The 25,148-nt window shown below is 40.4% G+C and carries 26 protein-coding genes; 6 read left to right on the top strand and 20 right to left on the bottom strand.

Translation table 11 applies throughout. From position 1 onward, the window contains the following. Positions 1 to 767: 767 nt before the first annotated feature. Both JIG37_RS12730 and ilvN read left to right on the top strand, forming a co-directional pair. Complete coding sequence (locus tag JIG37_RS12730; RefSeq protein WP_054551999.1) at positions 768 to 2,492, top strand: acetolactate synthase 3 large subunit; 1,725 nt, start codon at positions 768 to 770, stop codon at positions 2,490 to 2,492. After that, complete coding sequence (gene ilvN, locus JIG37_RS12725; RefSeq protein WP_054551998.1) at positions 2,492 to 2,989, top strand: acetolactate synthase small subunit; 498 nt, start codon at positions 2,492 to 2,494, stop codon at positions 2,987 to 2,989. Before JIG37_RS12730 ends, ilvN begins: the two co-directional genes overlap by 1 nt. Before the next feature lie 82 nt (positions 2,990 to 3,071). Here the strand turns inward: ilvN and JIG37_RS12720 are convergent, their stop codons facing one another. The 15 genes from JIG37_RS12720 to JIG37_RS12650 all read right to left on the bottom strand — a co-directional run bounded on the left by JIG37_RS12720 (position 3,072) and on the right by JIG37_RS12650 (position 14,284). Further along, positions 3,072 to 3,347 carry an HU family DNA-binding protein gene (locus JIG37_RS12720; protein WP_004586404.1) on the bottom strand — a complete coding sequence of 92 codons (276 nt, stop codon included), beginning with the start codon at positions 3,345 to 3,347 and terminating at the stop codon, positions 3,072 to 3,074. 204 nt (positions 3,348 to 3,551) lie between these two features. Then, a complete protein-coding gene (locus tag JIG37_RS12715) occupies positions 3,552 to 4,085 on the bottom strand; it encodes a DUF3833 domain-containing protein (protein ID WP_054551997.1) in 534 nt (177 codons plus the stop codon). Next, positions 4,078 to 4,575 carry a chalcone isomerase family protein gene (locus JIG37_RS12710; protein ID WP_054551996.1) on the bottom strand — a complete coding sequence of 166 codons (498 nt, stop codon included), beginning with the start codon at positions 4,573 to 4,575 and terminating at the stop codon, positions 4,078 to 4,080. The genes JIG37_RS12715 and JIG37_RS12710 overlap by 8 nt, the downstream gene beginning before the upstream one ends. A 55-nt stretch (positions 4,576 to 4,630) precedes the next feature. Then, a complete protein-coding gene (locus tag JIG37_RS12705; RefSeq protein WP_138599482.1) occupies positions 4,631 to 5,125 on the bottom strand; it encodes a DUF2878 family protein in 495 nt (164 codons plus the stop codon). Continuing rightward, positions 5,103 to 6,365: a cyclopropane-fatty-acyl-phospholipid synthase family protein gene (locus JIG37_RS12700; RefSeq protein WP_199529506.1), complete on the bottom strand. Its 1,263-nt coding sequence runs from the start codon at positions 6,363 to 6,365 to the stop codon at positions 5,103 to 5,105. Before JIG37_RS12700 ends, JIG37_RS12705 begins: the two co-directional genes overlap by 23 nt. 22 nt (positions 6,366 to 6,387) lie before the next feature. Then, positions 6,388 to 7,119 (bottom strand): DUF1365 domain-containing protein, encoded by a 732-nt coding sequence (locus tag JIG37_RS12695; RefSeq protein WP_166340822.1) that lies wholly within the window; start codon positions 7,117 to 7,119, stop codon positions 6,388 to 6,390. After that, positions 7,112 to 8,368: an FAD-dependent oxidoreductase gene (locus JIG37_RS12690; RefSeq protein ID WP_166340821.1), complete on the bottom strand. Its 1,257-nt coding sequence runs from the start codon at positions 8,366 to 8,368 to the stop codon at positions 7,112 to 7,114. Before JIG37_RS12690 ends, JIG37_RS12695 begins: the two co-directional genes overlap by 8 nt. Next, positions 8,365 to 9,075, bottom strand: coding sequence for an SDR family NAD(P)-dependent oxidoreductase (locus tag JIG37_RS12685; RefSeq protein WP_054551991.1), 711 nt, complete (start codon positions 9,073 to 9,075; stop codon positions 8,365 to 8,367). The genes JIG37_RS12690 and JIG37_RS12685 overlap by 4 nt, the downstream gene beginning before the upstream one ends. Beyond that, positions 9,075 to 9,521: a nuclear transport factor 2 family protein gene (locus tag JIG37_RS12680; RefSeq protein WP_054551990.1), complete on the bottom strand. Its 447-nt coding sequence runs from the start codon at positions 9,519 to 9,521 to the stop codon at positions 9,075 to 9,077. Before JIG37_RS12680 ends, JIG37_RS12685 begins: the two co-directional genes overlap by 1 nt. Before the next feature lies 1 nt (position 9,522). Beyond that, positions 9,523 to 10,914 (bottom strand): deoxyribodipyrimidine photo-lyase, encoded by a 1,392-nt coding sequence (phrB, locus tag JIG37_RS12675; RefSeq protein WP_199529505.1) that lies wholly within the window; start codon positions 10,912 to 10,914, stop codon positions 9,523 to 9,525. Next, complete coding sequence (locus tag JIG37_RS12670; RefSeq protein ID WP_054562362.1) at positions 10,914 to 11,867, bottom strand: DUF523 and DUF1722 domain-containing protein; 954 nt, start codon at positions 11,865 to 11,867, stop codon at positions 10,914 to 10,916. The genes phrB and JIG37_RS12670 overlap by 1 nt, the downstream gene beginning before the upstream one ends. Before the next feature lie 10 nt (positions 11,868 to 11,877). After that, positions 11,878 to 12,528: a ChrR family anti-sigma-E factor gene (locus JIG37_RS12665; RefSeq protein WP_166340819.1), complete on the bottom strand. Its 651-nt coding sequence runs from the start codon at positions 12,526 to 12,528 to the stop codon at positions 11,878 to 11,880. Continuing rightward, the gene (locus JIG37_RS12660; protein ID WP_166340818.1) at positions 12,521 to 13,144 is read right to left on the bottom strand and encodes a sigma-70 family RNA polymerase sigma factor; all 624 of its coding nucleotides are present in this window, start codon (positions 13,142 to 13,144) and stop codon (positions 12,521 to 12,523) included. The genes JIG37_RS12665 and JIG37_RS12660 overlap by 8 nt, the downstream gene beginning before the upstream one ends. Before the next feature lie 62 nt (positions 13,145 to 13,206). Next, the gene (locus tag JIG37_RS12655; protein WP_138599476.1) at positions 13,207 to 13,785 is read right to left on the bottom strand and encodes an LON peptidase substrate-binding domain-containing protein; all 579 of its coding nucleotides are present in this window, start codon (positions 13,783 to 13,785) and stop codon (positions 13,207 to 13,209) included. A gap of 220 nt (positions 13,786 to 14,005) precedes the next feature. After that, the gene (locus JIG37_RS12650) at positions 14,006 to 14,284 is read right to left on the bottom strand and encodes a hypothetical protein (RefSeq protein WP_054551984.1); all 279 of its coding nucleotides are present in this window, start codon (positions 14,282 to 14,284) and stop codon (positions 14,006 to 14,008) included. Positions 14,285 to 14,542: 258 nt separating this feature from the next. Here JIG37_RS12650 and JIG37_RS12645 point away from each other — a divergent pair, with 258 nt between their 5' ends. Further along, positions 14,543 to 15,172 (top strand): hemolysin III family protein, encoded by a 630-nt coding sequence (locus JIG37_RS12645; protein ID WP_166340817.1) that lies wholly within the window; start codon positions 14,543 to 14,545, stop codon positions 15,170 to 15,172. On the opposite strand, the gene JIG37_RS12640 is transcribed toward JIG37_RS12645, so the two are convergent. Together JIG37_RS12640 and JIG37_RS12635 are read right to left on the bottom strand one after the other, a co-directional pair. Further along, a complete protein-coding gene (locus tag JIG37_RS12640) occupies positions 15,169 to 15,477 on the bottom strand; it encodes an MGMT family protein (RefSeq protein WP_346774164.1) in 309 nt (102 codons plus the stop codon). The two genes, JIG37_RS12645 and JIG37_RS12640, sit on opposite strands and share 4 nt — an antisense overlap. Beyond that, positions 15,461 to 16,372, bottom strand: a complete 912-nt coding sequence (locus tag JIG37_RS12635; protein ID WP_166340815.1) for a LysR family transcriptional regulator — start codon at positions 16,370 to 16,372, stop codon at positions 15,461 to 15,463. Before JIG37_RS12635 ends, JIG37_RS12640 begins: the two co-directional genes overlap by 17 nt. A gap of 117 nt (positions 16,373 to 16,489) precedes the next feature. On the opposite strand from JIG37_RS12635, the gene JIG37_RS12630 reads away from it, so the two are divergent. The 3 genes from JIG37_RS12630 to JIG37_RS12620 all read left to right on the top strand — a co-directional run bounded on the left by JIG37_RS12630 (position 16,490) and on the right by JIG37_RS12620 (position 21,828). Beyond that, positions 16,490 to 17,575 (top strand): efflux RND transporter periplasmic adaptor subunit, encoded by a 1,086-nt coding sequence (locus JIG37_RS12630; RefSeq protein WP_199529504.1) that lies wholly within the window; start codon positions 16,490 to 16,492, stop codon positions 17,573 to 17,575. Continuing rightward, entirely contained in the window at positions 17,575 to 20,646 is a 3,072-nt protein-coding gene (locus JIG37_RS12625; RefSeq protein ID WP_199529503.1) for an efflux RND transporter permease subunit, read from the top strand. Before JIG37_RS12630 ends, JIG37_RS12625 begins: the two co-directional genes overlap by 1 nt. Before the next feature lie 639 nt (positions 20,647 to 21,285). Beyond that, positions 21,286 to 21,828: a hypothetical protein gene (locus JIG37_RS12620; RefSeq protein WP_199529502.1), complete on the top strand. Its 543-nt coding sequence runs from the start codon at positions 21,286 to 21,288 to the stop codon at positions 21,826 to 21,828. A gap of 73 nt (positions 21,829 to 21,901) precedes the next feature. Here the strand turns inward: JIG37_RS12620 and rluF are convergent, their stop codons facing one another. The 3 genes from rluF to JIG37_RS12605 all read right to left on the bottom strand — a co-directional run bounded on the left by rluF (position 21,902) and on the right by JIG37_RS12605 (position 25,148). Next, positions 21,902 to 22,846, bottom strand: a complete 945-nt coding sequence (gene rluF, locus JIG37_RS12615) for a 23S rRNA pseudouridine(2604) synthase RluF (protein ID WP_199529501.1) — start codon at positions 22,844 to 22,846, stop codon at positions 21,902 to 21,904. A gap of 89 nt (positions 22,847 to 22,935) precedes the next feature. After that, a complete protein-coding gene (locus tag JIG37_RS12610) occupies positions 22,936 to 24,015 on the bottom strand; it encodes an ABC transporter substrate-binding protein (protein ID WP_244664390.1) in 1,080 nt (359 codons plus the stop codon). 50 nt (positions 24,016 to 24,065) lie between these two features. Next, positions 24,066 to 25,148 carry a DUF418 domain-containing protein gene (locus JIG37_RS12605; RefSeq protein WP_199529499.1) on the bottom strand — a complete coding sequence of 361 codons (1,083 nt, stop codon included), beginning with the start codon at positions 25,146 to 25,148 and terminating at the stop codon, positions 24,066 to 24,068.

Raw genomic sequence — 25,148 nt, 5'->3', positions numbered from 1 at the left:
GTCTTACAAATCCAATCCTTTTAATTCTAGAGGCATAACGACTTTTGCAACTAGCGCTGACCAGTGTGTAAAATTAAAGATTAACTCAGCACATAAGGCTGAAATTTAATAAATGACAATGAAAAATCACTATTCTTTCTGGCAATTCAACTTGTTCTCAATAATTCACATCTTACTTAAGCTACATCTTTTTAAAAATAAGCTGGGTGTCTCATTAAACAGATTAAAAATAAGTTGGGTGTCTATTTAAAAATATTCAAACCTTATGGTAGTGAGGTGTTAAAGTGGGTGTCTAATTATAAAAAAGAAACCATTCTGATAGTAGCTAAGTTATGCAAGGCAGTAACGTAAATGTATTATCTATTGGTTTGATTAGCCATTTTCCACACGAACAATTCAATGCATAGTTACACCCCAAAACAATGACAGCTAAGCATCTAGATGCAACAAAAATATCAAAAAACTCAAATAAAGAAAAATTAATGCAAAAAGCTACATTTACGGTTGACATCAGTTTTCAAAACGCTTAAAAATACTCCTAACATTTTTTAAACAGCAGCCATCTAGTCGGCTGTGCATTTTTTAGAAGAAAATTAAAAAATAATGAATATTCGCCGTCACCTTTTAGTCGTCAACGTTCTCGTACTGGTCTTAGTTACAAGCCCAGCGGGAGGCTATTAAAAGGTGAAAGCACGCTTTTTAAAAAACCCCCGCCATATGCGGGGGTTTTTTTATGCATTTATGCTTGCACACACAGAGGAATGAGGATGAGTACAACTGAATACAATGGATCCGAACTAGTTGTTCGGGCACTTAAAGAATTGAATGTTAAGTATATTTTTGGCTACCCTGGTGGGTCTGTTCTTGATTTATATGACGCGTTATTTCAACAAGAAGATATTGAACATATCTTAGTACGTCACGAACAAGCCGCTACTCATATGGCTGATGGTTATGCCCGTGCTACCGGTGAAGTCGGTGTGGTGCTAGCAACTTCTGGCCCTGGCGCTACAAACTGTGTAACAGGTATCGCGACAGCGTACATGGATTCTATCCCAATGGTGGTGTTATCTGGCCAAGTTCCTACTGGTTTAATTGGTGATGATGCATTCCAAGAAACTGATATTGTTGGTTGTTCTCGCCCTATCGTAAAGCACAGCTATAACTGTCGAAGCGCAAAAGATATTCCAACAATCTTAGCTAAAGCATTCTACTTAGCCAGCACAGGCCGCCCTGGTCCGGTTGTGGTTGAATTACCTAAAGATATGCTTAACCCTGAGTTAAAGTTCCCATTCGAATTTCCAAAAACAACTGAGCTTCGAACTTATAACCCGAACACTAAAGGCCACTCAAAACAAATTCGTAAAGCAGTGAACGCAATTTTAGAAGCTAAAAAACTGGTTATTTACTCAGGTGGCGGCATTATTCTATCAAATACCTCTGAGCAACTAACTCACTTGGTTGAATCACTAAACGCGCCAATCACTAACACCTTAATGGGTCTAGGTGGTATCAGCGGTACTCATCCTAACTTTATTGGTATGTTAGGTATGCATGGTAGCCTTGAGGCAAATAAAGCCATGGCAAATGCTGATGTTATTTTAGCTTTAGGCGCTCGATTCGATGATCGGGTAACAAATAACGTTAAAAAGTTCTGCCCTAATGCCACTATCGTTCATGTTGATGTTGACCCAACCTCAATTTCTAAAACAATTAAAGCGCACATCCCGGTTGTTGGCTGCTTGAAAACAGTGCTTGAGCAGTTACAAACGGCGATTGATAAGAGCCCTATTTCAATTGATCGTTCTGCACAAGAAGACTGGTGGCGTCAAATCATTAGCTGGCGTGAACAAAAATGCCTAAGCTACAGCACGGATGGCGATAAAATCAAACCACAAGCGGTTATCGAGGCAATTTACAAAGCAACTAATGGTGATGCTTACATTAGCTCTGATGTAGGTCAGCATCAAATGTTTGCAGCTCAGTATTATCCGTTTAAACACCCTCGCCAATGGATTAACTCTGGTGGCTTAGGCACCATGGGCTTTGGTTTACCTGCAGCAATGGGCGTTAAGCTTGCCTTCCCTGATAAAGAGTCTATCTGTGTGACGGGTGATGGTTCAATTCAGATGAACATTCAAGAGCTATCAACTTGCTTACAATACAATTTAGCTGTGAAAGTTGTGTCGTTGAATAACCGTTCACTGGGCATGGTACGTCAGTGGCAAGATATGATGTATTCAGGTCGTCACTCATCTTCTTACATGGAATCACTTCCCGATTTCGTGAAATTAGTAGAAAGCTATGGCCACGTAGGTATTCGCGTTGATCATATTGATGAGCTTCAGCCTGCTATTGAAAAAGCCATGTCTATTAACGACAGACTGGTATTTTTAGACATCTGTGTAGATGAAAAAGAACATGTTTACCCTATGCAAATCAAGCTAGGGGCAGTCGATGATATGTGGTTACGTAAAGGAGTAAAAGCATAATGCGCCGTATTTTATCAATCTTATTAGAAAACGAACCTGGCTCGTTATCGCGCATTGTAGGCTTATTTTCACAGCGCGCTTACAACATCGATAGCCTGACTGTTGGCACGACTGACGATCATTCTCTTTCGCGTATTACCATTACAACCATGGGTGATGATCGCATCGTTGAGCAAATCACTAAACAAGTGAACAAGCTTGTAGATGTTCTTAAAATTATTGACTTAACCGAAATGGCGCACATCGAGCGTGAGCTATTATTAGTGAAAGTTTTTGCCCAAGATGAAACCACTCGAGCAGCAGTAACGCGTGTTGCTGATGTATTCCAAGGTGCTATTTTAGATATGGGGCGCCACAGCTACACACTGCAGCTTGTCGCGAGCACAGAAAAAATTGAATCCTTCCTTGATACTTTGCGTCATGAATCAGACATTATTGAAGTTGTACGTTCAGGTGCGGTTGGTATTGGTCGTGGTGATAAAGCGTTAAAGGCATAAGCCTTTTTCGCTAGCGCGACAAAACTCCAGATACAAAAAAAGGGCTATAAGCCCTTTTTTCAATAATTAGTAAGTTACCCTATTAAGGATTAACTTGGTCTTTAAGACCTTTACCCGCTTTAAAGCTTGGGATAGTTGCTGCTGCGATTTGGATTTCTGCACCAGTTTGTGGGTTACGGCCAGTACGCGCTGCGCGCTCTTTTACTGAGAAAGTACCGAAACCAACTAATGCTACTGAGTTACCTTCTTTAAGAGAGCTAGTAACTGCGCCAGTGAATGCATCGAGTGCACGAGTTGCTGCCGCTTTTGAGATTTCTGCATCAGTAGCAATTTTTTCAACTAATTGAGCTTTATTCATTGTTAGATTCCTATTCGTTATTATTTTGCCTTCGCAAAACCTATCTTTATGCATTTTTGAGAAGTTAGCAACAGCAAATTGCTATTTTTACGTAATTTATTCAAAAATGACTACTATTTAACTATCAATCACAAGGTTAGTGACATCAGTATTAATAAAGACTTAATTTAACTTCCATCACAAAATTTTATGATAGCCAAACCATCATTCAATTTTCTCGATAACCAAGGTAACTTCCCCGACCTCAAAGCCAAACTTATCAATAGCGGTACGGTTTATCAAGCGTGATTGTGTTACCAAGTACATCCAATCATCGAAATTTACCACTAAAGTACTACCATCATATGGAAGCTCGACAGAATATGTCCAATGGAACACGCTTCCATTGCTCTCACCCTTTGCTTCGCCAATCACATCTGATGCTGTCCCTGTGATACTGCCATCATCATTAATGGTGATGTACCAAACACGGGTTTGCGTTTCGCCATCATCATAAACAAATTGCTCGTCAATCACTCCCTGATTGCCGTTCCAAGATGCTTGCATGTCAACTACCAGCTTACGAGTTAACTCGCCCTTGTGGTCTTGCACAACGCCGTAGGCTTTGAGCTCACCACTAAAAAACTGCTTAAAGTCAAACTTAGGCTCTGTTCCGTGATAATAATCAACATCTGGCGCAGAGCAGCTGGTAATTAACAGTACCATAGCAAAAATAAAGAGTGCTTTGAGCTTAATCATGTTTCCCTCCAATAAGCTGTTTACGAAGTGATGGTTCAGACGTGTCGGCGCTTAACCAAATTGCTAAGAAGTTGTCAGCGAATCTATTATCATCGATCTGACCTAGCTTTTTATCATTAAAGTAGAAAGTACCAATTCCTTGCTCGTTGGTTTGAAACGACAAAGAATCGTTTTTTTTGATATCAGGCCAAAGGGCTAATAATTGTTTATCGTAAGCACCTACCATGTCATTGAGCTTTAAATGTTGCCATTGCTCGTTGGTTGCTTTGACGATGTCTTTCGCATCGAAATCCCGCAAATAAGTGAGTGTAAGTTTGCTGGGGTGTTGGCCAAACTGATACGAACCCGATGGGGTCTCTAATTTAGCGTTATAAACATCCCAAAACAGATACTCCATTTTCGCTTGGCCCACCGTTTTAAAGCCATTTGCATATACGCCCGCAGAGAACAATAACGCAGCAAATAAACTTAAATTAAGTGACTGTTTCATCGAATAATCCTTAAAGTTGTGTTGTAAAACACTACGAAAAACCACCTAAAACTGATCATTTAGCCGCTAAAAATCGCTTATTAATAGCGATAATAGCCATAAACATACTTGCCCAACCCAAACCATAAACGAGCCAAAACTGCCAAAGAACGAGCTCAGTATTAAGCACTTCAAAGCGCATTCCAGCATAGTAACTAGCAGGAGCAAATAGCGCGCAAACACCCCAAGCAATATACCAAGGCAGCTTTTGTAGAAAGTGCATCGAAGTATTAATGGTTAAAAGTAGTGCAGCCCAAAGTACAGCAAGCCATAGAGGAAAAGGGCTTACTTTAAAGGCAAGTAAATTTAAGCTGCTGGCAAGCCATTCATAGCCCAGTGCGAGAGGCAAACCACATAAGAGTAGCCAACTATCTTGCTGGCGTTGCTTTGATAGATAAATCATCAAAGCGACAACAGCTAAAGCGGGTATCAGAGAGTTGTGCTCAAGGAGTAAGGCCATAAACCATACCCCTTGAAACAAAGCAAAATTAATAATCGAGCGCGATATCATCGCCAGAATGGCCAAAACGAGGTTTACGGGCAACTAAATGAACGGTACTGATAGCACGGGTTCTAAACGCACCTTCACAGTAAGCTAAATAAAATAACCATAAGCGATAGAATCGCTGGTCAAATTTCACTTTATCTATTTCAGGCCAGCTAGCCACAAAACGCTCACGCCAATCAGCCAAAGTTCTTGCATAGTGAACACCAATATCTTTTACACTGTGCACAACCATGTCTGTTTGCTGCTTTATTTGCTTGTTCATTTCGTCTAAACAAGGTAAACAGCCACCTGGGAAGATGTACTGCTGAATAAAATCGGAATTTTTAAGGTAATGACTGTAACGCTGATCAGCTATGGTGATTGCTTGAATAAGCATTGCACCACTGTCTTTTAATAAAGACTGACATTTGGCAAAAAAGCCTGGCAAATACTCATGCCCAACAGCTTCAATCATTTCAATTGATACAAGCTTATCGTACTTGCCCTCTAAGAGGCGGTAATCCTGCTTTAATAACGTTATTTTATGCTCAAGGTTAAGCTCTTTAACCTTTTGTTCAACATAGGCATGTTGCTCATCAGAAATGGTGGTCGTTGTTACATGGCAATCAAAATGTGTTGCTGCATAAATCGCAAATGCGCCCCACCCTGTGCCAATCTCAATCACCGAATCACCTGGTTGTAAATCGACCTGCTCACAAATCAATGCTAGTTTGTGCGCTTGGGCCTGTTCAAGGCTAGCTTGTTTTGACGGGTAAACAGCACATGAATACAACATTTCGTCACTTAAAAATGCACTGTATAAATCGTTGCCTAAATCATAGTGCGCCGCAATGTTCCTTTTTGAACCGCTTGCTGAGTTTTTATTTTTAATGTGATTAACTCGGTGCGCAATGCCACTTAAGAAGGCGAATTTTTTCTCGAATACATCTAGCTGATCTTGGTTTAAAGCGAATATTTCAATAAGTTTAGTGAGGTTGTCACAATCCCAATAGCCAAGAATATACGCTTCTCCGGCACCCACACTGCCAGATAACGCAAATGACTTATACATAGCAGCATCATTTACCGTGACCGTTGCGTGTAAATCACTTGTAATGTCACCGAATTGCTCTGTTTGGTTACCCTCTTTAAGAGTAATGCAACCGATGTTGATACTATTGAATGCACCTATTACCAGTTTTTTATAAAGCTTTGTCATCCAGCCGGTCGTTTGGGCTTGTGTTAAATTTGATACTTTTTCCATCACATCACCTAGTTGAATTCTCTTATTTGCCCGAGTGGCCAATAAATGGCACACGTTTGCAAAACAACTTCAAAGCATGAAGGTAAATACCTTTAAAAATACTTAACGTCATAGCCGGAAACTGTTTAAGCACGGCACTAACCTGCTCTTTCGTGAGAGGCTGCTTTTGCAAACGCAGGGTTGCATCAAACAAAAGAGTGTCGTCTTTTTTATTTTCAATATGAATCATGGTGTTATCAGAATTCATTCTAATATGCCAATGATAGTTCATATCTAAGTTCATGAAAGGTGATACGGAGAAAACCTTTTTAAAGTTCACTTTTTTTTCAAGGGGTACGACATAATAATGACGTTCATTCCAGGGTGTGTTGCTGACTTCAGCAAGCATGTGAGTGAACTCGCCATGACTAGTTTGGAAGAAGAAAAAGTTAACCGGGCTAAAATAAATTCCTAAACAGCGCACCTGTCCGAGCATAAAAACATGGGTAAATTGATCGTCAATGCCAAGCTCTTTAATTTTGTTAAGTGCACGCTGCTTGAGTGGCAACTGCATATCGGTTTGATAATTAAAATAGTCGCTCTGATTAAATTTAAGCGCCTTGAAACCACTTAAGCCAAGCCAAGGATGAACTCCATTAAGCTCATCAGGCTTAGCTAAATCGACCCACATCATATAAAGCGGGTATTTAAAGTGATGCTCTTTGACGGCAAAGCGCCTGTGGCGAACATCACCTACATAAATGGCGCTATTCAAACTCGACTCCGAGTTGCTTTGCCACATTTACAGCACTTCTTACACCATCTTCGTGGAAACCGTTGTACCAATAAGCACCGCAAAAATAGCTATTATTTTTACCGTCAATAAGAGACTTTTGCTGCTGAGCGGCAATCGACTGCTTATTAAATACCGGGTGATGATAGGTAAACTCGCGTAAAATTTTATCTTTATCAATGCCATCAAGGTGGTTAAGCGTGACACAAAATTGCGTGTTGCTCTTAATGCCTTGCAAAATATTCATCTGATAAGTTACAACAGCAGCTTTGTCTGTGTTGTTATTTAACAGATAATTCCAACTCGCCCATGCTGCTTTGCGTTTTGGTAGCAGTGAAGTATCAGTGTGTAGTACCACTGAATTAGCCGTATAAGGTATCGCTGAGAGAACACTTTTTTCGTCTTCGCTTGGGTCTAATAACAGCTTTAAAGCTTGATCTGAGTGGCAAGCAAACACAACTTTATCGAATGATTCACTGTGGCCATCATCAAAATGAACATGCACACTGTCATCTTTACGAGATACCGAGCTGATATTACTATTTAAACGAATTTTATCAGCAAAACCTTGGATCATAGGTTTAATGTATTCGCGAGAGCCACCCGGAATAACATACCACTGCGGACGATTAGTGATGTCCAACAAACCATGGTTATAAAAGAACTTAACAAAAAACTCTACGCCAACTTGCGCCATCTCTTTAATGCTTGTTGACCAAATAGCAGCGCCCATCGGCAAGATATAATGAAAACGGAAAAACTCGTTAAAGTCATGCTCGTCTAAAAACTCGCCTAGAGTTTGATTTTCTTTGTAATTTTTTCCAGCATGCAATGATTTACACACATCATTAAAACGCACAATGTCTTTTAAAAGTTTCCAAAATTTAGGACGAAAGATATTGCGCTTTTGTGCGAACAAGCTCCAAAAAGTGTGGCCGTTGTATTCAAAGCCCGTTTGCTCATTATGCACACTAAAGCTCATTTGGGTCTTCTGACGGTCAACGCCCAAGCGCTTTAGTAGCTTTTCAAAATATGGGTAAGTTCGGTCGTTAAAGACAATAAAGCCTGTATCAACAGCGTACTCAACGCCATCAACTTTTACGTCTATGGTTGCAGTATGGCCACCTATGTAGTCGTTTTTTTCAAATACGGTTACATCGTAGTGTTTATGCAATAGGTGTGCACAGCTTAAACCCGCTATGCCAGATCCAATAACAGCCACTTTTTTCAACGTGATAATCCTTTTGCAAGCTTCAGCCAAAGTGGCGTAGGAAGCATTCTTAAAAATTTTAAAATGAAGGTAAAACGGTGCGGAAAGTGCACTTCTTTGCGCCTTTTCGCGACCCCTTTATAAATATAATTTGCCGCTTTTTCTGCACTCACCGCCATAGGCATAGGAAAGTCGTTTTTATCAGTCAGCGGCGTTTTAACAAAACCAGGGTGAACTAAAGTGACATCGATATCTTTTAAATCAACCGCTAAGCTATTAGCTAAATAACTTACACCGGCTTTAGACGCACCATATGCTTGGCTGCGCGGTAAGGGTAAATAAGTCACACTAGAGCTTACGAGCACCAGCTGACCACCGGGCTTTATTTTTGGTAATAGCGCCTCAAGACAATAGCCCATACTGAGCAGATTGGTCGTGACTACCCGTTCAAACAAGCTACTGTCAAAATTGCGAGCATCATCAATGTACTCACAATTGCCAGCATTTAAAATAACCCGGTCAAATTGCGTATAAGCCACTGTGCTCGAACGAATATCTTGAAGGTCTGTTGCATCAAACTGGCAAGACTCAATATTTTGATGTTGGCTCAATTTAGCAAGCTTTTCTGAATTTCTACCGCATGCAATGACCTGTTCATTATTGTCTGCATAAAGCGTTGCTAATGACTCGCCAATACCTGAAGTTGCACCTGTAATTAATGTCGTCATTATGCACTCGCTCTTTTATCGATGTATTTCACAGCCGAGCCAAGCACGGGAATATGCCTGTAAAGCATAGCGCCTACGTCAAAATAGTCGCGATGATTAATTATTTTATCGCCAGCAAACTTTAAACGGCTATGGCCTGCAACCGAGATTGCTTGGCCTTTGTTAAGCTTTGGATGTCGATATTGCATAGTCCAATAGATAAACGCGATGTCGTCTTTGCCCTCGGTATTTTCAGTAACATAGCTGTCTTCAATAACAAATTCGCAAGAAAGTACATTGGCGTAAAGGTTTTTGAAGTATTCACGCAGTTCCCCAAGACCATTTACCGCATGCAAGGGATCTGCGAAATGAATATCTGTATGATAGATTTCATTAAGTAACTGTAAATTGTCTTTATTGAGTGTTTGATAAACATCAATAAACCTATCAAGGATCGCCTTGTCCATGTCACACCTTAAATGCGTTAAGCGCTCGCTCTCGTGCGGCTTTATGATCAACAATTGCTGGCCAATAACTGCTCGACTTACCCTGTTTCGCTAGATAATCATGCGGAAAATGGATTTGCTTAGCAGGTATTTTTTCCAGCTCTGGTAAATATTTACGGATAAATTCACCATCTGGATCAAACCGCTCGCTTTGGGTGATAGGGTTAAAAATTCGGAAATATGGCTGAGCATCACACCCCGTACTTGCAGCCCATTGCCAGCCACCGTTATTAGATGCAAGGTCGCCGTCTATTAGGTGGTGCATAAAAAAACGCTCGCCTTTACGCCAATCAATTAATAAATGCTTGGTTAAAAAGCTCGCAACCACCATGCGTAATCGGTTATGCATCCAGCCAGTTTGCAGTAGCTGCCTCATTGCAGCATCAACTAACGGGTAGCCTGTTTTACCTTCGCACCATGCTTTAAAGTCGCTGTCATCATCACGCCATTTCACAGCGTTGTATTTATCGTTAAAATTTTCGTACTTATTTAGGTTTGGATAAATCGCGATAAGATGGCGATAAAACTCACGCCAAATCAATTCGTTAACCCAACAAAATAAGTTACTTTTACTGCTTCGTAGTACATCTGGGTGGTGCTGTTGGATCAGTGCCAATAATTGATGAACGCTGACAATACCAAGGGCTAAATAAGGGCTTAACCCCGAGGTGCCTTTAATGCTTGGGATATCTCGTTGGTCTTGATATGTTGCGAGTTTTTCTTCAATAAAGCGCGCGCAAACGTGACTGAGCGTTTCATCATCAACAGGCCATTTTTCTGAGCTGCCGTCTGAGGCTAATAACTCACTTGGCTGCCACTCAATTGGGTCGAACATCTTCGGCGGCTCAGCAAAATAAAAGTGGGTGTCTTGATAAACTTTTAGCCATGCATTTTTAAATGGCGTAAATACTTTAAACATTTCGCCGCTTTGATTTTTGATGCTTCCCGGTGGCGCAATCACATCGCCGTCGTATGCATAAAAAGCAATCCCATAGCTGTCAGCGTGCTGTAAAAAGGCTTTATCTCGGTTTACTTCATTAAGCTCATATTCGTTGTTAGCGTAGACATTTTTTACTTGATGCTGCTCGCAAAATGACGCTAATTTTTCAACACAGCCTGCGTAATCGGCTGCATCAATAATATGTAATTCAATACCTTTGCTAGCTAAAAGCTCCCCCAAGAAGCTAAGCCTACGCTTTAATAAATCTAGCTGGATAGCAGCCACATCATGCTTTTGCCATTGCTTTTCAGTAATAAAAAATACCGCATTTCTGCAACCATTTTCGATTGCATGATACAAGGCGTCGTTATTAAAAAGGCGCAGATCGCGCCTAAACCAAAATAATGTATTCATTAAATTCCGTAGCGTAGTTTTAATTCGTTCGGATAGGGGTCAAGATACACTTGCTTAGCAAGATACTCGTTTGGATGCACTTTTAAATGATGCTTAATTAGCGTAAGTGGTACGTATAGTGGCACTAAGCCTTGGCGATATTCATCGATGGCATCACGTAGTTCTTGCTTTTCAATCTTAGAAAGCGATTTTTTAAAATAACCTTGCAAATGCATTAAGGTATTTGCGTTATTTTTACGTGAAGCCGGTTTTTTAAGGGCTGTCATTAACCCTAAAATATATTCATCAGCCAAAGTTTGGATATCTTCGCCATCAAAAGTGCCAAGTAGATTTCCTAGACTACGGTAAGCTTCGTAGTTATGAGCCATCAATAAGTACTTATATTGGGCATGAAACTGAGTCAATCGATGAACTGTGAGTGGTTGTTCGCTTAATGTTTGCCAGTGTTTGTAGGTATAAACACGCATTACAAAGTTTTCGCGAAGGTGCATATCATTTAAACGACCGTTTTCTTCGCATGGTAACAATGGGTTATGCGCCATTATTTGCTCTGCAAAAAAGCCGATACCTTCTGAGGTATTGCCAGTACCCGCTTCGTTGTAGATTTTAATACGTTCCATACCGCAACTAGGACTTTTAGCGCAAAACACAAAGCCGCTTAAATCTGCCGTTTGTTCTGTTGCAACACGTTTGCCGTATTCAGTTAATTTAGGGCCAACATCGCCAGTGCCATCTGGGCGACACACTTTAATAGTATCGCCAACACGCACTTGACGAATAGTTGGTCGAGGGATTGGCAGCCCTACCGCTACTTCAGGACAAAACTTTTTATATTCAACATGGTTAGCCAACTCATCCATGCAAAAATTAGATTTCTTGTGCCCGCTGTCAAAGCGAACCTTGTCGCCAGCTAAACAGGCACTTAAACCAATTTTAATTGTCGATTGCTGCATATAAACTCTTCTAATAGATAAGATTACCAATTGGGTTCAGTAATTTACTAATACCTTTATTGAAGTGTAGGGCACTACTAACAACTGTAAAGCACAAGCACCCTTCAATCGTTTTTGGTGTGTGATTGTGACGGCCATCTAACATCATAAAGTCACCTGGTACATAGTCTCCGTCTTCATCACTAAACTCCCCATCTAGTAATAAAGTGAGCTCAAATCCAGTATGTGTGTGCTCAGGTATTTCACCACCCGCATCAATATGCAGCAGGCTTGCTCGTAACGCGCCATCATCTAAATCAATACGAGAGCGGGCAAGCTTACCAATTTGCATAAACTTGCTGTGGCCAATACGCGTGAGCGCTCTGGGTAAGGTGTAGGTTTTGTCTTTAACATCAACCGATACCTGCGCTTGCTCGTACACTTCATCAATCGTTTCATCAGCGGTGATGGCATCAAAAAGTGTTTGATCTAACATATCATCCAAGTCGGTAGCTGATTCAGTAAATACATTGTCTGCATTTTTCGCTTCAAGCGCAGCGAGCTCTTTTTGACACACAGGACACATTTCAACATGAATAGCGACTGCAACACTCAAAGTTGCAGGTAGATTCCCTTCACTGAACTTGGCAAGTAATTCGTTGCTAGGATGGTGCTTAATCATGGTGATCTCCCATTTCATTGCGTAACTTCTGCAAGGCTAAGCGAAGACGAGATTTCACTGTGCCTACGGGAATATTTAAATGTTCAGCAAGCTGTTCTTGCGACATATCTTGGAAATATACACCGCGCACAACTTCACGTTGCGCAAGGGGTAACTTATCAAGGTATTGTTTGATCTGTTTATCTTCTAAATGGTCACTAAATTCATGCTGGCCTGGCTCGGCTTCATCAATCAATGGCCAGATATCTTCACTAATGCACTCTTCTTTAGTGCTCTTCATTTTTCTAAGCATATCGAAAGAAGCATTACGCATCACGGTATACACCCAAGTTGTCGCAGCACCTTTCTCTTTGTGGTAAAGATGCGCTTTGCGCCATACAGAGGTAAGGGTTTCTTGAACTAATTCCATCGCTTGCGCTTCAGAGCCAAATTGTTTGATTCCAAAACGTTTTATTTTTGGCGAAAAATATTGGAACAGCACAGCAAACGCACGCTTATCACGGTGCGTTGCTACAGCAAATAAGGCATCAGCAAGCTCTTTGCTTGGTGTATCTGGCATGGCAGAAAATTGACCTGTGTTAGGTTTACAACCGGTTTGAAGTTGTTGACTTACCATCTTTGTGTCATCCAATTATTGTCGTAAAAACTTATACGCCAAAAAGTTGATGTGAGATCACATTAATCAGTAAATTCGTTGTTAATTAGAGTATGGAGGAAACTTAGCAAGTTTTCAAAATTAGATTTAAAGGCAAGTTGTTGTTTTTTAACTAATGAAATAGGCAAAATTTCGAGCCAGCGGGCAACAACCCAAGCAAGGTTATCAAATTGTGGGGTTTTATAAAGACCTGCTAAATCAGGCTGATTTGCAAACACAGCACGAAGCGTGTCGCTCAATAGAGTGTTTTCGTCATTGATTGGTGTGTTTACATACCATGAAGGCGATGTAATTAGTTCGATGTCAGCATGGCGTAGTTGCTGCTTATCCTGATACGCGTTATGCATAGACACGGCATGTTCAGCATAAACATCAATTAGTAATTGGCCACTATCATCTTGATTGAAGTCGGTTATTTGCACTAAACAACCTATTTCGGGCAAGTTAAGATCTGTATCGTGTTGATAAGTGCACAGCACAAAACCTGTATTATCTTGTACCGCTTCTTTGACCATCGTTAAGTAACGCTGCTCAAAAATTCTTAGCTTGGTGAACCCTTCAGGTAAAATAAAAACCGGTAAAGGAAAAATCGCACGCTTCATAAAGTCTACTATTCTAAAACCACATGCCTTTAATTACGTGCGTTTTTAATCCGCCGATCAATATTTCATGAAATCTTAATATCTACTTTGTACTCTAGAAGTTGAACCATTGCGCAACGTTACGAAATAATTCGATTGATGCATACGCACTGAGTAAACTCAAAACCGGTGCAACCATAAGTAAAAATAAGCTGATTTCACTACTCATTGTCTTGTTTCCTTACTGCTTGTTTGTTGCTTTAGGAGCTTGAGCAATTTTTAACTCTTCTTCTTTCGAAGCAATTGCATCTTCACTCATGTAAGTATCTAGTAACTTTTGAGCATCAAACTCAATGCTGTTCATTACGCTTTCTTTCAATTCAATGCTTGCTTGTTGAACATAGCTTTTAACAGATTGTGTAATGGTGTTGCTGATATCTAATTCAAAGTCAGTAGCGCTTGCTTGAGTTGACCCTAATACAAGTAACGCAGCAGTAGTTAATTTAAGTGAGTTATTCATAGTGGTATTCCTTGTCTCTTTAAGTAATTAGTCGTAATTACTTAATCAAAGGTTGTGCCACACTGAAAATATTTTTTAATTAATTGATTTATAAGGATTTAAATATAATTTTATTTTTCAACCTCATTCAGGACTGGTTAATATAACCAACAAATTTAAATTTTTTGACCAACATTTAGTGAAAAAATAAGCATTGCCAACTTCAGCGCACACTTGTACACTGAAACTGTTTTATTCACTCATTTTTAGTAGATAGATATGACAGAACAACTCCCTTATTCACACCAAGAAGAACAACTTAATGTGCTTACTCACGGCATGGGAGTCCTGTTTTCGGTATATGTACTGTGGGACTTAATTTCACAATCTAAAGTTGTGTCAGCTACGGTAAGTGCCATCGTGTACGGCTCAAGCCTACTGGTATTATTTTTAGCCTCGACCTTATATCACGCCAGTACCAGAGAGCGTATACGAGCCATTTATAAAAAATGTGACCACTGTGCGATTTACTTGCTTATTGCCGGAACCTACACGCCTTATTTGGTTATTTCGTTATCTGGGGCTTGGGCAATTGCTGCTTTAGTGTTTATTTGGTCTTTAGCGCTTGGTGGTGTTGCATATAAATTACTGGTCAAAAACACGAATAAAAAAGTCTCTCTCGCTACCTATTTATTAATGGGCTGGTTTGCATTAGCACTTGTTTATCCACTTTATTTGAACCTTGATTTAAGCGCTTTATGGTGGTTGCTAGCTGGCGGGATTGCGTACAGTTTAGGCACAGTGTTTTACAGCGCTAAAGCCCGCCATTACAGCCATGCAATTTGGCACGTATTCGTGTTAGTTGGCTGTGTTTGTCATTACCTATCAATTAGCTTGTATGTTTATTAGTCCCACTGGTGCAGGCGCATATTAATTTTAGCCTTATTAAAGGTAACGCCTTCACTGAGTAGTTTTTGTCGTTGCTCAAGGTGTTTATTGCTGCCTTCTGGAAACGATATTTTACCCTGGCTATTAACTACCCGATGCCAAGGAATGTTTGAGCCTTCGGGCATTACTTTTAATAACCTGCCCACTAACCTTGAGTTATTAGGGTATCCTGCAAGCTTTGCTACTTGCCCATAACTGGCAACTTTTCCCTCAGGAATGGCACAAATAATGGTATAAATTAACTCTTCTTTAGTTGGCTGCTGCACGACTCGACTCCAAATAGTGTTTACTGACCTCGCTAAAATCTTGCCAAATGGCTCTTGCAACAGGCCCATGATGAACCGAATGCTGTCTAAAAACTCGAATTTCTGCGCCAAACTGGTGTTCACGATCGACAATTTTAATTTGCTGCAATAAACCAGCATCGATTTCTGCTTGGCAATGTTGCAAACTGATCATTGCCCAACCCGCACCAGAGAGTAAAAACGACTTAACACTGGTTATATCGTCAATTTTCATTAATGCAGAGCCTAAGGTATAAGAAAGCCTATCGCTATCAAAGCTCAAGTCGCTTTCAAACATGGCTAAACACGGGTAATTTTGAATTTCTGAAAAGGTGATTGAACTTGGCACCACATCAGGCGCGCTGACAATACCTATATCAAATTTACCAATTGGCAAACTTTCTAGATCCCCTGTTGCATGAAACAAATCAAACCAAGGGCCAATTCCTAAATCAGCCTCATGGCTATTAACTTGCTCAAGAGATACAAAACGTTTACCTGAAGAAATACTAAACTCTGTACTGGCAAAACGTTTAAATGTACGACTGATCACTTGGTTATAGCTGTTTTGATGACAAAGTTGCTCGTAGCATATTTTGTAATTGGCCTCATTACCTAATGCAAGCTCTTTAGCGAGTGAGCTTAACTCACTGTTTGCATTAAGCAATTGTCGGGCTTCTCGATAAAAAATTCGGCCTTTTTCAGTTAAGTGTAATCGATATTGACTACGGTCTAGCAGCTCAAAACCTAGCTCTGACTCCAGCTTCTTAATCGCTAGCGTGAGCGCAGGTTGAGTCTTATGCAATTTAAGTGCGGCTTGGCTCAAACTAGAGCTTTGCACAATAGCATCTAGAATGATTAATTGATTTAAATTCATTAATAGCAAACTATATAAATAAAACTTATGCTGTTTCTAAAATTTAATAATTTTTATTTTATATCTTTGCAGCGTATCCTGCAGCAAATTTATGCTTTCTTATCTATGGAGAAGACAATGAGATTGGCACCCGCCGTGTTAATGAGCAGTATGTTTCTGTTACTTGCGGCATGTTCAGAGCAAGCACAACAAGGTGAAGCAGAGCCGGTAGTTCGCCCTGTAAAACTGTTTAATATTGGTAATAATTCGGAGCAGAGCATTCGCAGCTTTCCTGCTGAAGTGGTTGCTAACCAAGGATCTTACCTTGCCTTTCGAGTAAATGGTGAGTTACTTGAGTTCCCTGCTCTTGCGGGCCAACACGTTGAGAAAGACCAGCTTTTAGCCAAACTGGATCCTGAAGATTTTCAACTGCAATATGATGAGCGCAAAGCACGTTATGAACTTGCAGCGTCTCAACTTGAGCGTGTGCAAAAGCTATTTAACCGCTCAATTGCCAGCCAATCTGAGTTAGACCAAGCCCTTGCTAATAAACAAGTTGCTGAGTCAGCGCTTAAAATTGCCAAAACCAACCTAGATAATAGCGAATTACGCGCGCCGTTCGCGGGTACTGTGGCAAAGGTATTTGTGAAAAACTTTGAAAACATTCAAGCAAAACAAAACATCCTACGCCTTGAAACCCGCGACCTAATGGATGTGGTTATTCAAGTGCCTGAAAAACTCATTGCACGCATCGATAAAGACGTTCACTATCAACCTGATGTTGTATTTGATGGTTATCCAAACAAGTCATATCAATTAACCATTAAAGAGTTTGATACCCAAGCCGACCCAATTACTTTAACGTATAAAGTTGTGTTTTCATTACCTGTGCCAGAAGATTTTAATCTACTTGCCGGTATGACTGGCCGCGTTGATATAGACTTAAGCAAAATCACCAGTTCACAATCACCTTATACATTACTGCCTGTTGAGGCGGTATTCTCAGAGCCTACTGAGTCTGAAAACGACAACAGCTTTGTGTGGCTTTACGACGAAAATACCGGTTTAGTGCACAAGCAAGCTGTTGAAGTTGGCCAATTACACCGTGATGGCATTGAAGTACTATCAGGTATTAAAGAAGGCCAAATCGTTGTGGCTGCTGGTGTGCACTTTTTAGAAGAAGGCATGAAAGTGCGTCCATGGCAAAAAGAGCGAGGCTTATAATGAGCTTTGCTGCACTCGCTATTGAAAGAAAAGTCATTAGCTGGATGTTCGCGCTGTTTCTACTGATTGGTGGAACCGTCGCTTACTTTGGCTTAGGACAACTTGAAGACCCTGAATTCACCCTAAAAAAAGCCATGGTGATCACCCTTTATCCGGGCGCGTCACCACAGCAGGTTGAAGAAGAAGTCACCTTCCCTATTGAAAATGCAATTCAGCAGCTACCGTATGTTGATTACGTAACCAGTATTTCATCACCGGGTAAATCGCAAATTACCGTCGAGATGAAAAGCAATTATCGTAAACAAGACTTACGCCAAATATGGGACGAACTGCGTCGTAAAATCAATGATCAGGCATCGTCTATGCCCTCAGGTGTCTATCCAAGCAAGATTATGGATGACTTTGGTGATGTATACGGGGTGATGTATGCAGTCACTGGCGATGGTTATTCTTACGATGAGCTTAAAGATTACGTTGATTATTTAAAACGTGAACTTGTTTTGGTTGATGGCGTTAGTAAAGTAACAGTGGGTGGCGAGCAACAAGCACAAGTCATGGTTGAGATTTCAACCCGCAAGCTTGCCCAGTTAGGTATTTCGCCTAATCGTATTTATCAACTTTTACAAACTCAAAATAGCGTGTCGAACGCTGGTAAAGTGCGTGTTGGCGATGAATCAATTCGCTTACACCCAACCGGTGAATTTAAAGACGTAAAAGAGCTCGAAAATTTACTTATTTCTAAGCCTGGTGAAAATGAGCTTATTTACTTAGGTGACGTTGCCACCGTTTTTCGTGAGTACGCAGAAGTCCCTAACAATATTATTCGCTATAACCAGCAGCAAGCATTACTGGTAGGTGTGTCGTTTAGCACTGGCGTTAACGTTGTTGATGTAGGTGCAAATATTGATGCCCATTTAGCGTCACTAGAGTATCAACGACCACATGGTATGGAAATTAACAGCGTTTATAACCAACCAGAAGAGGTTGAGAAGTCAGTTAGTGGCTTTATTATCAGCCTACTTGAAGCTGTTGCCATCGTTATTATTGTACTTTTAATATTTATGGGCTTTAAAAGTGGCGTACTGATTGGTGTAATACTGCTACTGACCGTATTAGGTACCTTCATTTTCATGAAGTTGTTTGCCATTGATTTACAGCGGATTTCGCTTGGCGCCTTGATTATAGCTTTAGGGATGCTGGTAGATAATGCCATTGTAGTAACCGAAGGCATATTAATAAACCTCAAACGCGGTCAAACAAAACTGCAAGCGGCGACTAACATCGTTAATCAAACCAAGTGGCCATTACTGGGGGCTACGGTTATTGCAATTACTGCCTTTGCGCCGATTGGCTTGAGTTCAGATGCCAGTGGTGAGTTTGCTGGCAGCTTGTTCTGGGTGTTGTTTATTTCCTTGTTACTAAGCTGGATCACCGCCATTACCTTAACGCCTTTTTTCGCTGATTTAATGTTTAAACAAGCCACTGAAAAACAGCCGCATCACGATGAAGACCCTTATCAAGGTGTTATTTTTAATGTTTATAAAGGCGTGTTACATACAGCAATGCGGTACCGTAAAACCACGCTACTGCTGATGGTGATCATGCTTGTTAGCTCAGTTTATGGCTTTAAATTTATCAAGCAGTCGTTCTTCCCAGCATCGAATACTCCTATGTTTTATGTTGATTATTGGCATACACAAGGCGCTGATATTCATACCACTATGGATGGTGTTGCAAAGCTCGAAAAATTCTTACAAGCCGACCCACTGGTTGAAGAAATAACCACAACGGTTGGTCAAGGTGCACCACGTTTCATGCTGACTTACGCACCTGAAAAATCATACCCAGCCTATGGACAATTGATTATTCGAGTAAAAGACCGCGAAGCTGTTACAACCATGATCAAAAAAGTACGCGATTACCAACACGAGCATGTACTTGATGCTCAGCTCAAAGTAAAACGTATGGAAATTGGCCCATCAACAGATGCAAAAATTGAAGCGCGTTTTTCTGGTGCTGATCCTGTGGTACTTCGTCAATTAGCAAAAGAAGCGAAAGACATTCTGCATCAAGATGCGGGGGCATTTAATATTCGTGACGATTGGCGTGCTCGCTCGAAGTTAATTCGTCCACAATTTAACGAGCAAAAAGCCCGTCGTTTAGGGATTGCTAAATCAGACCTTGATCAGCTGCTGTTAACTAGCTTATCGGGTAAACAAGTGGGCGTATATAAAGACGGCACGCAAATGCTGCCTATTATTGCTCGCTCACCTGCTGAAGAGCGCTTAAACGTTGAAAGCTTGCGCGACTTACAAATTTACAGCCCAGTGTTAGGAGTGTTTGTTCCGGTGACACAAGTGGTTGATGATTTTGTTGTTGAGTGGGAAGACAGCTTGATCATGCGACGTGACCGTAAGCGTACCATCACTGTAATGGCCGACCACGATGTTATTGGCGATGAAACTCCAGCGAAGCTGTTTGCACGTGTTCGCAAAGACATAGAAGCTATTGAACTACCTCGTGGCTATGAATTGCAATGGGGCGGCGAATATGAGTCATCAACAGATGCGCAAAAAGCGATTTTTGGCTCATTACCTCTTGGTTACTTAGCCATGTTCGCTATAACTGTATTGCTGTTCAATTCAGTTAAAAAGCCTCTAGTGATTTGGGCAACAGTGCCACTTGCCATTGTGGGTGTATCAGCTGGTTTATTACTAATGAATGCAGCATTTAGCTTCATGGCATTGCTTGGCTTACTGAGCTTAAGCGGTATGCTCATCAAAAACGGCATTGTATTAGTTGATCAAATTAACCTTGAACTTGATAGCGGCAAAGCCCCTTACAAAGCAGTATTTGACTCAGGTGTAAGCCGTGTTCGCCCTGTAGCGATGGCAGCAATTACCACCATTTTAGGCATGATCCCACTGCTATTTGACGTATTCTTCCAGTCAATGGCGGTAACCATTATGTTTGGTCTTGGTTTTGCGACAGTGCTGACACTGATTGTTGTGCCTGTGCTCTATACCATGCTGTTTAAGATCAAAGTACCTAAACAGCGTCACGCCAATTAATACAGATTAACTCTCAACCAAAAGCCCTATCAGCAAACTGTTAGGGCTTTTTCTTTATTACCTATTATTTTAAAAGGTAATAAAATCCTCCACAGCCAGCAAATAAAAATAAGCAACACCAAAAATAAAAACGCACTGGTTCTTGGTGCTTATGGGTGGTGCTAATGCTCCCTGTATAACTTCGGCTACCTACACGAATTTTATTCGTTAGTAATCCCAACACCCCATAACCAACAAACAATAGAGATGCAATAAAGATAAATACATTCTGAAAAGTAGCCATTGATAACCCAGTTTATTAGTCGTGAAACATTGGTCAGCTATCAATCATTAACTTATTTATTATTCTCGGTAAAGTCGGGTGCCGAGAGCTCGCCTGTGTCTAGCATAAATTTTTGTTATTTAAGGTGGGTTAAGGTGGGTGTCTAGTTAACGTTATTTAAGATGGCTGTCTAGTTACTTTTAAAGTGGGTGTCCATTTTTGGGGAAGCGCACTAGCTTTCGTGAAATTTATTTAACGTGGCTATCCATTTTGATGATCTGGTTATGGCTCTAAATAAAGTGGGTGTCTGTTTAATGATTAACTTATCAGCTTGTGTGCTAACCTATTTCTGCTGATTTAGTACTTGAAGAATTAAGATGTTTAGAAGTGGTTTTTACTTATTGATTGCAATACTCAGTGGTACTTTAAGTGCCAATGAAAAAGCATACTATCAGCATGAGTCTAATGTGGCTTTTCACGTTGCCGTTGAAAGTTTATCTGATGCTATTTTAGCAATTGAAGGACAAAATGGATTGATATTTAACTCAAGATGGATTTTTGGGGAAATCGGCACGCCAATCGCAGATATTTGTGAAGGGCAACAATCAGCCGATTTAGAGCTCGAGTGTGATTCTGTTTCAAACCGCACTGTTGAATCTCATTATGACTTTCCACAACACAGTCAAATTGCTCTGTATTTTAGGCCTAACTTGATTGTGAATGGACTCAAATTGATTGAAGCAAGTGTTAAAAACAATAAAGTAGCGCTATTACTATTTGAAGATGACCATACAAAAGAGCTATTCTTTGTAAGAAAACATCAACTTATCGATATTATCGCGAAAAAACTCACTAAAAAAGAATTTAAACAGAAAAGAGACCGTCTTGAAGATGATGCTATTTACCCTAATAAAGGCTAAGGTTGAAATCAGTATCATTTAGAACCCTGAAGGGAACCAGTAAAGACTAGTCAGGGCTCTAATGCGCTGAAGCTTACTTTTTCAGGCTTAATGTGCCGGTGCGTTTAGTACTGCTTCGCTTCGTTTGATTTGGTTTTGATGAGTGAGAATTGCCAGCCTTTGCTCTTGATTGACCTTGCTTGGCATCACTGCGTGCTTTTTTCACGTATTTAGAAAAGTCGCGCTTTTTTTCTTCTTCATTGCGTGGCTTTTGCTTAGCACGAGCTTGCGTTGGCTGTTTGTTTTCATCAATTGAACGCTCTTCCGTTTTACCTGAATCTGCAATTGAGTTATTGATCTCAGCCATTTCTTGTTCGGTTAAGTGACGCCACTGCCCTACTTTTAAACCCTTTAGGGTCACGTTCATAATTCGTGTGCGCTTTAAAGTCACCACTTCATAGCCTAAATATTCACACATACGGCGTATTTGGCGGTTTAAGCCTTGTGTTAGCACAATGGTAAATTGCTGCGGGCCCGTTTGTTTAACCTTACACTTTTTAGTAACGGTATCGAGGATAGGAATACCATTTGCCATCTTATTAACGAACTGGCGATTAAGTGGTTTATCAACCGTTACTACGTATTCTTTTTCATGATTATTACCAGCGCGAAGAATTTTATTAACGATGTCGCCTTCGTTAGTTAAGAAAATTAAGCCTTCTGAAGGCCTATCTAAGCGTCCAATTGGGAAAATACGCTCGGGGTAATTAACTGCTTTAACAATATTGCTTTGGATTTTTCGCTCAGTCGTACAAGTAATACCAACTGGTTTGTTATAGGCAATATAAACCAGCTTAGGCTTTGCTTTTAAAGGCTTGCCATCAATGAGTAAATCATCGGCATCACTGACTTTTACGCCCATTTCAGGCAAGTTGCCATTAACAGTAACACGACCTTCTTCAATATATTTATCTGCCTCACGGCGTGAACAAAAACCTGTTTCACTGATAGATTTATTTAATCGCTTTAACTCTGTCATGGCACACTTCTGTCTGGATTTTAAAGCCGCTAGTTTATACCAGAAGCCTTTACCAAGCTAGGTAGAATCTAGGCTCTTTGACTACACTTTTAGTGTTGCGCTGCGTTTTTGGGCTTTTCGCTCAATAAACTATGTAGCGTATCAAAATCGAAGGCGTACTCAGTGCTTTTACTGTTTTGCAGTAAGAAGGCTTCAAAAGGGATAACCGACCAATCTTTGATGTTTCTTAGCCAGCGGTAACTTTGAATATTGTGCTTTGTGATCACCCCAAGCTTAAACTTAATCGCATCGTGATTCTGCCAATAAGGGTTGCCATTATGATGATCGACCACGCTAATTAGTGCCCACGCTCCCATCATAAAATGCCCGCCAACACTGGCAGTGAGTTTTTGTTGTTCAATTAAGTCTAAATTATCATCAAGCCAGTCTATGCCACCTATGAAATAGGCTTTATCTGTTTTACCTTTCACAGCTTCTAGGGCGCCTTGCGCCATTAAATCAGACGCACACCAAATCACATTGCTATCAGGGTGTCGTTGCAATAATCGGCTTACTTTATTCGCAGCCTCCTGCTTACTCCAATTTGCATAGACAACTTGCTCAAGCTCAACATCTTGTTTACGTAAATAATGAACGAGACCATCACTGCGGGTGTCAGATTCAGTACCATAATGGCCATTAATAGCAACAAAATGAGGCGTTTGCTTTGTATTTATTGCCTCATCAAGTAAGGCTTTGCCAAGTTGCTCACCGGCTTTGAAGTTATCGTGAAATACTTCACCTAACCAATACTTAAAGCGCTGACGGGGTTTACCGACTTCGTCTCGCTCTACGCCAACAATCGTTTCTTCAAGGGTGATAAATTTAATTTTGTGCTGCTCAAGCAAGGTCATTGACTGCTCTGCACCACCTGGGTAATTAATTAAAATTGCGTAGTCGGGTTTAGCGTTAAATTGAAGGTATTGTTTCAGCTCAGCTAATTGAATGTGGCGATTTCCACCGCCATAAATTGTTGTAAGAGCGACATTATTTTGCTTGGCAGCAACCTGCATCACATTAGTCACTCTTTGCCAAAATAAATCACTTTTAACTGAGGGGTTAACTAACAGCACAGAGAATTGCTCGCCAGCATATAGCGGTGAATAGCTAAGCAAGATTAGAACAAACAAGCAAATCCGCATTACCGCCTCACTCTATTATAATTATCGTATACGAGGAATTAATTAGATAATTTTCGCCAAATTAACTCGCACGGACCGTGTTTAAAATACATACTATACACTTTACAAAAAAACAATTGAAAAACAAGCATAACAGCAATAACTAACCAGTAATCTATTCTATCAAAGCTAAGCGCAGCAGTAGGAAATACAACTTTAAAAAACAATATAAATATGACTGTTTGCATCAAATATAACGTCAATGACATACGCCCAGCTTGCTGTAGCAGCAACCAGTTATTAGGGATATTCTTAACTACTTTCACAATAATGTGGCAATAAAAAATAGCCATGGATAAAGCAGCCAACCAATTAATTGGTTCTACAATCGCGTACATAAAGACACTCTGGTTTGGATCGATTATTAATCTCAGGGCCGTTAAACTTATCGCAGCTGGAACAATCAACTTGAACTGGGAGTTTGTTAAACCATGAATGAATACGCCTTTCTTATATAAATAGACACCCATCATCATTAACCCAGCAGCCATCCACACAGTGATAAGGGGTACAGCAATAAGCATTATGATAAATATCAAAAAGTTACTGACGAATCCTGCAAAGTAAGAAGAATACGCTGCATCATACGCCATTAAGAAACTCTCAGAGCTTCTCGTTACAGGGTTAAAATCTGGCTCTACAAAGGCAAGTAAGAATGAAATAAAGGCGCCGAGAAGTAAAAACAACATACCCATACGCAAGTTTTTTTCTTCATCTTGCTGACTAAATTTAAGCGTTAACCAGCCAGCACAAGCATAAATAAACAAAATATCACCAGCCCATAATAAAAAACCATGGGCAAGGCCTATAAATGCCAAAACTTTTAGCCGTTTATGTTGTTTTTCAACATTTTGCCAAAGCTGCCATTGAATAACTAAAGATGCTCCGAATAACAAGCAAAAAAGGCTTCTAAAACGCCCATCAATAAACACGGTATTAATAGTGAAAATTAGCGAGTCTGAAAAGGGTGGCGTAGCACTTGGGGTATAGTCATACTCAAACACAGCAAAGGTGTAGATGTTCATAAACATCAAGCCGAGTACCGCAATACCCCGTAACACATCCATATTTATATTGCGCAT

This window comes from Pseudoalteromonas sp. bablab_jr010 (assembly GCF_016464105.1).
Taxonomy (GTDB): Bacteria; Pseudomonadota; Gammaproteobacteria; order Enterobacterales; family Alteromonadaceae; genus Pseudoalteromonas; species Pseudoalteromonas simplex.
This window is presented reverse-complemented; position numbering and strand designations above follow the sequence as displayed.

Excerpts from the sequence above, each read along its gene's own strand:
- JIG37_RS12730 (WP_054551999.1), top strand. The coding sequence starts at position 768 with ATGAGTACAACTGAATACAATGGATCCGAACTAGTTGTTCGGGCACTT.
- ilvN (WP_054551998.1), top strand. The coding sequence starts at position 2,492 with ATGCGCCGTATTTTATCAATCTTATTAGAAAACGAACCTGGCTCGTTA.
- JIG37_RS12720 (WP_004586404.1), bottom strand. The coding sequence starts at position 3,347 with ATGAATAAAGCTCAATTAGTTGAAAAAATTGCTACTGATGCAGAAATC.
- JIG37_RS12715 (WP_054551997.1), bottom strand. The coding sequence starts at position 4,085 with ATGATTAAGCTCAAAGCACTCTTTATTTTTGCTATGGTACTGTTAATT.
- JIG37_RS12710 (WP_054551996.1), bottom strand. The coding sequence starts at position 4,575 with ATGAAACAGTCACTTAATTTAAGTTTATTTGCTGCGTTATTGTTCTCT.
- JIG37_RS12705 (WP_138599482.1), bottom strand. The coding sequence starts at position 5,125 with ATGATATCGCGCTCGATTATTAATTTTGCTTTGTTTCAAGGGGTATGG.
- JIG37_RS12700 (WP_199529506.1), bottom strand. The coding sequence starts at position 6,365 with ATGGAAAAAGTATCAAATTTAACACAAGCCCAAACGACCGGCTGGATG.
- JIG37_RS12685 (WP_054551991.1), bottom strand. The coding sequence starts at position 9,075 with ATGACGACATTAATTACAGGTGCAACTTCAGGTATTGGCGAGTCATTA.
- JIG37_RS12680 (WP_054551990.1), bottom strand. The coding sequence starts at position 9,521 with ATGGACAAGGCGATCCTTGATAGGTTTATTGATGTTTATCAAACACTC.
- phrB (WP_199529505.1), bottom strand. The coding sequence starts at position 10,914 with ATGAATACATTATTTTGGTTTAGGCGCGATCTGCGCCTTTTTAATAAC.
- JIG37_RS12670 (WP_054562362.1), bottom strand. The coding sequence starts at position 11,867 with ATGCAGCAATCGACAATTAAAATTGGTTTAAGTGCCTGTTTAGCTGGC.
- JIG37_RS12665 (WP_166340819.1), bottom strand. The coding sequence starts at position 12,528 with ATGATTAAGCACCATCCTAGCAACGAATTACTTGCCAAGTTCAGTGAA.
- JIG37_RS12660 (WP_166340818.1), bottom strand. The coding sequence starts at position 13,144 with ATGGTAAGTCAACAACTTCAAACCGGTTGTAAACCTAACACAGGTCAA.
- JIG37_RS12655 (WP_138599476.1), bottom strand. The coding sequence starts at position 13,785 with ATGAAGCGTGCGATTTTTCCTTTACCGGTTTTTATTTTACCTGAAGGG.
- JIG37_RS12650 (WP_054551984.1), bottom strand. The coding sequence starts at position 14,284 with ATGAATAACTCACTTAAATTAACTACTGCTGCGTTACTTGTATTAGGG.
- JIG37_RS12645 (WP_166340817.1), top strand. The coding sequence starts at position 14,543 with ATGACAGAACAACTCCCTTATTCACACCAAGAAGAACAACTTAATGTG.
- JIG37_RS12635 (WP_166340815.1), bottom strand. The coding sequence starts at position 16,372 with ATGAATTTAAATCAATTAATCATTCTAGATGCTATTGTGCAAAGCTCT.
- JIG37_RS12630 (WP_199529504.1), top strand. The coding sequence starts at position 16,490 with ATGAGATTGGCACCCGCCGTGTTAATGAGCAGTATGTTTCTGTTACTT.
- JIG37_RS12625 (WP_199529503.1), top strand. The coding sequence starts at position 17,575 with ATGAGCTTTGCTGCACTCGCTATTGAAAGAAAAGTCATTAGCTGGATG.
- JIG37_RS12620 (WP_199529502.1), top strand. The coding sequence starts at position 21,286 with ATGTTTAGAAGTGGTTTTTACTTATTGATTGCAATACTCAGTGGTACT.
- rluF (WP_199529501.1), bottom strand. The coding sequence starts at position 22,846 with ATGACAGAGTTAAAGCGATTAAATAAATCTATCAGTGAAACAGGTTTT.
- JIG37_RS12605 (WP_199529499.1), bottom strand. The coding sequence starts at position 25,148 with ATGCGCAATATAAATATGGATGTGTTACGGGGTATTGCGGTACTCGGC.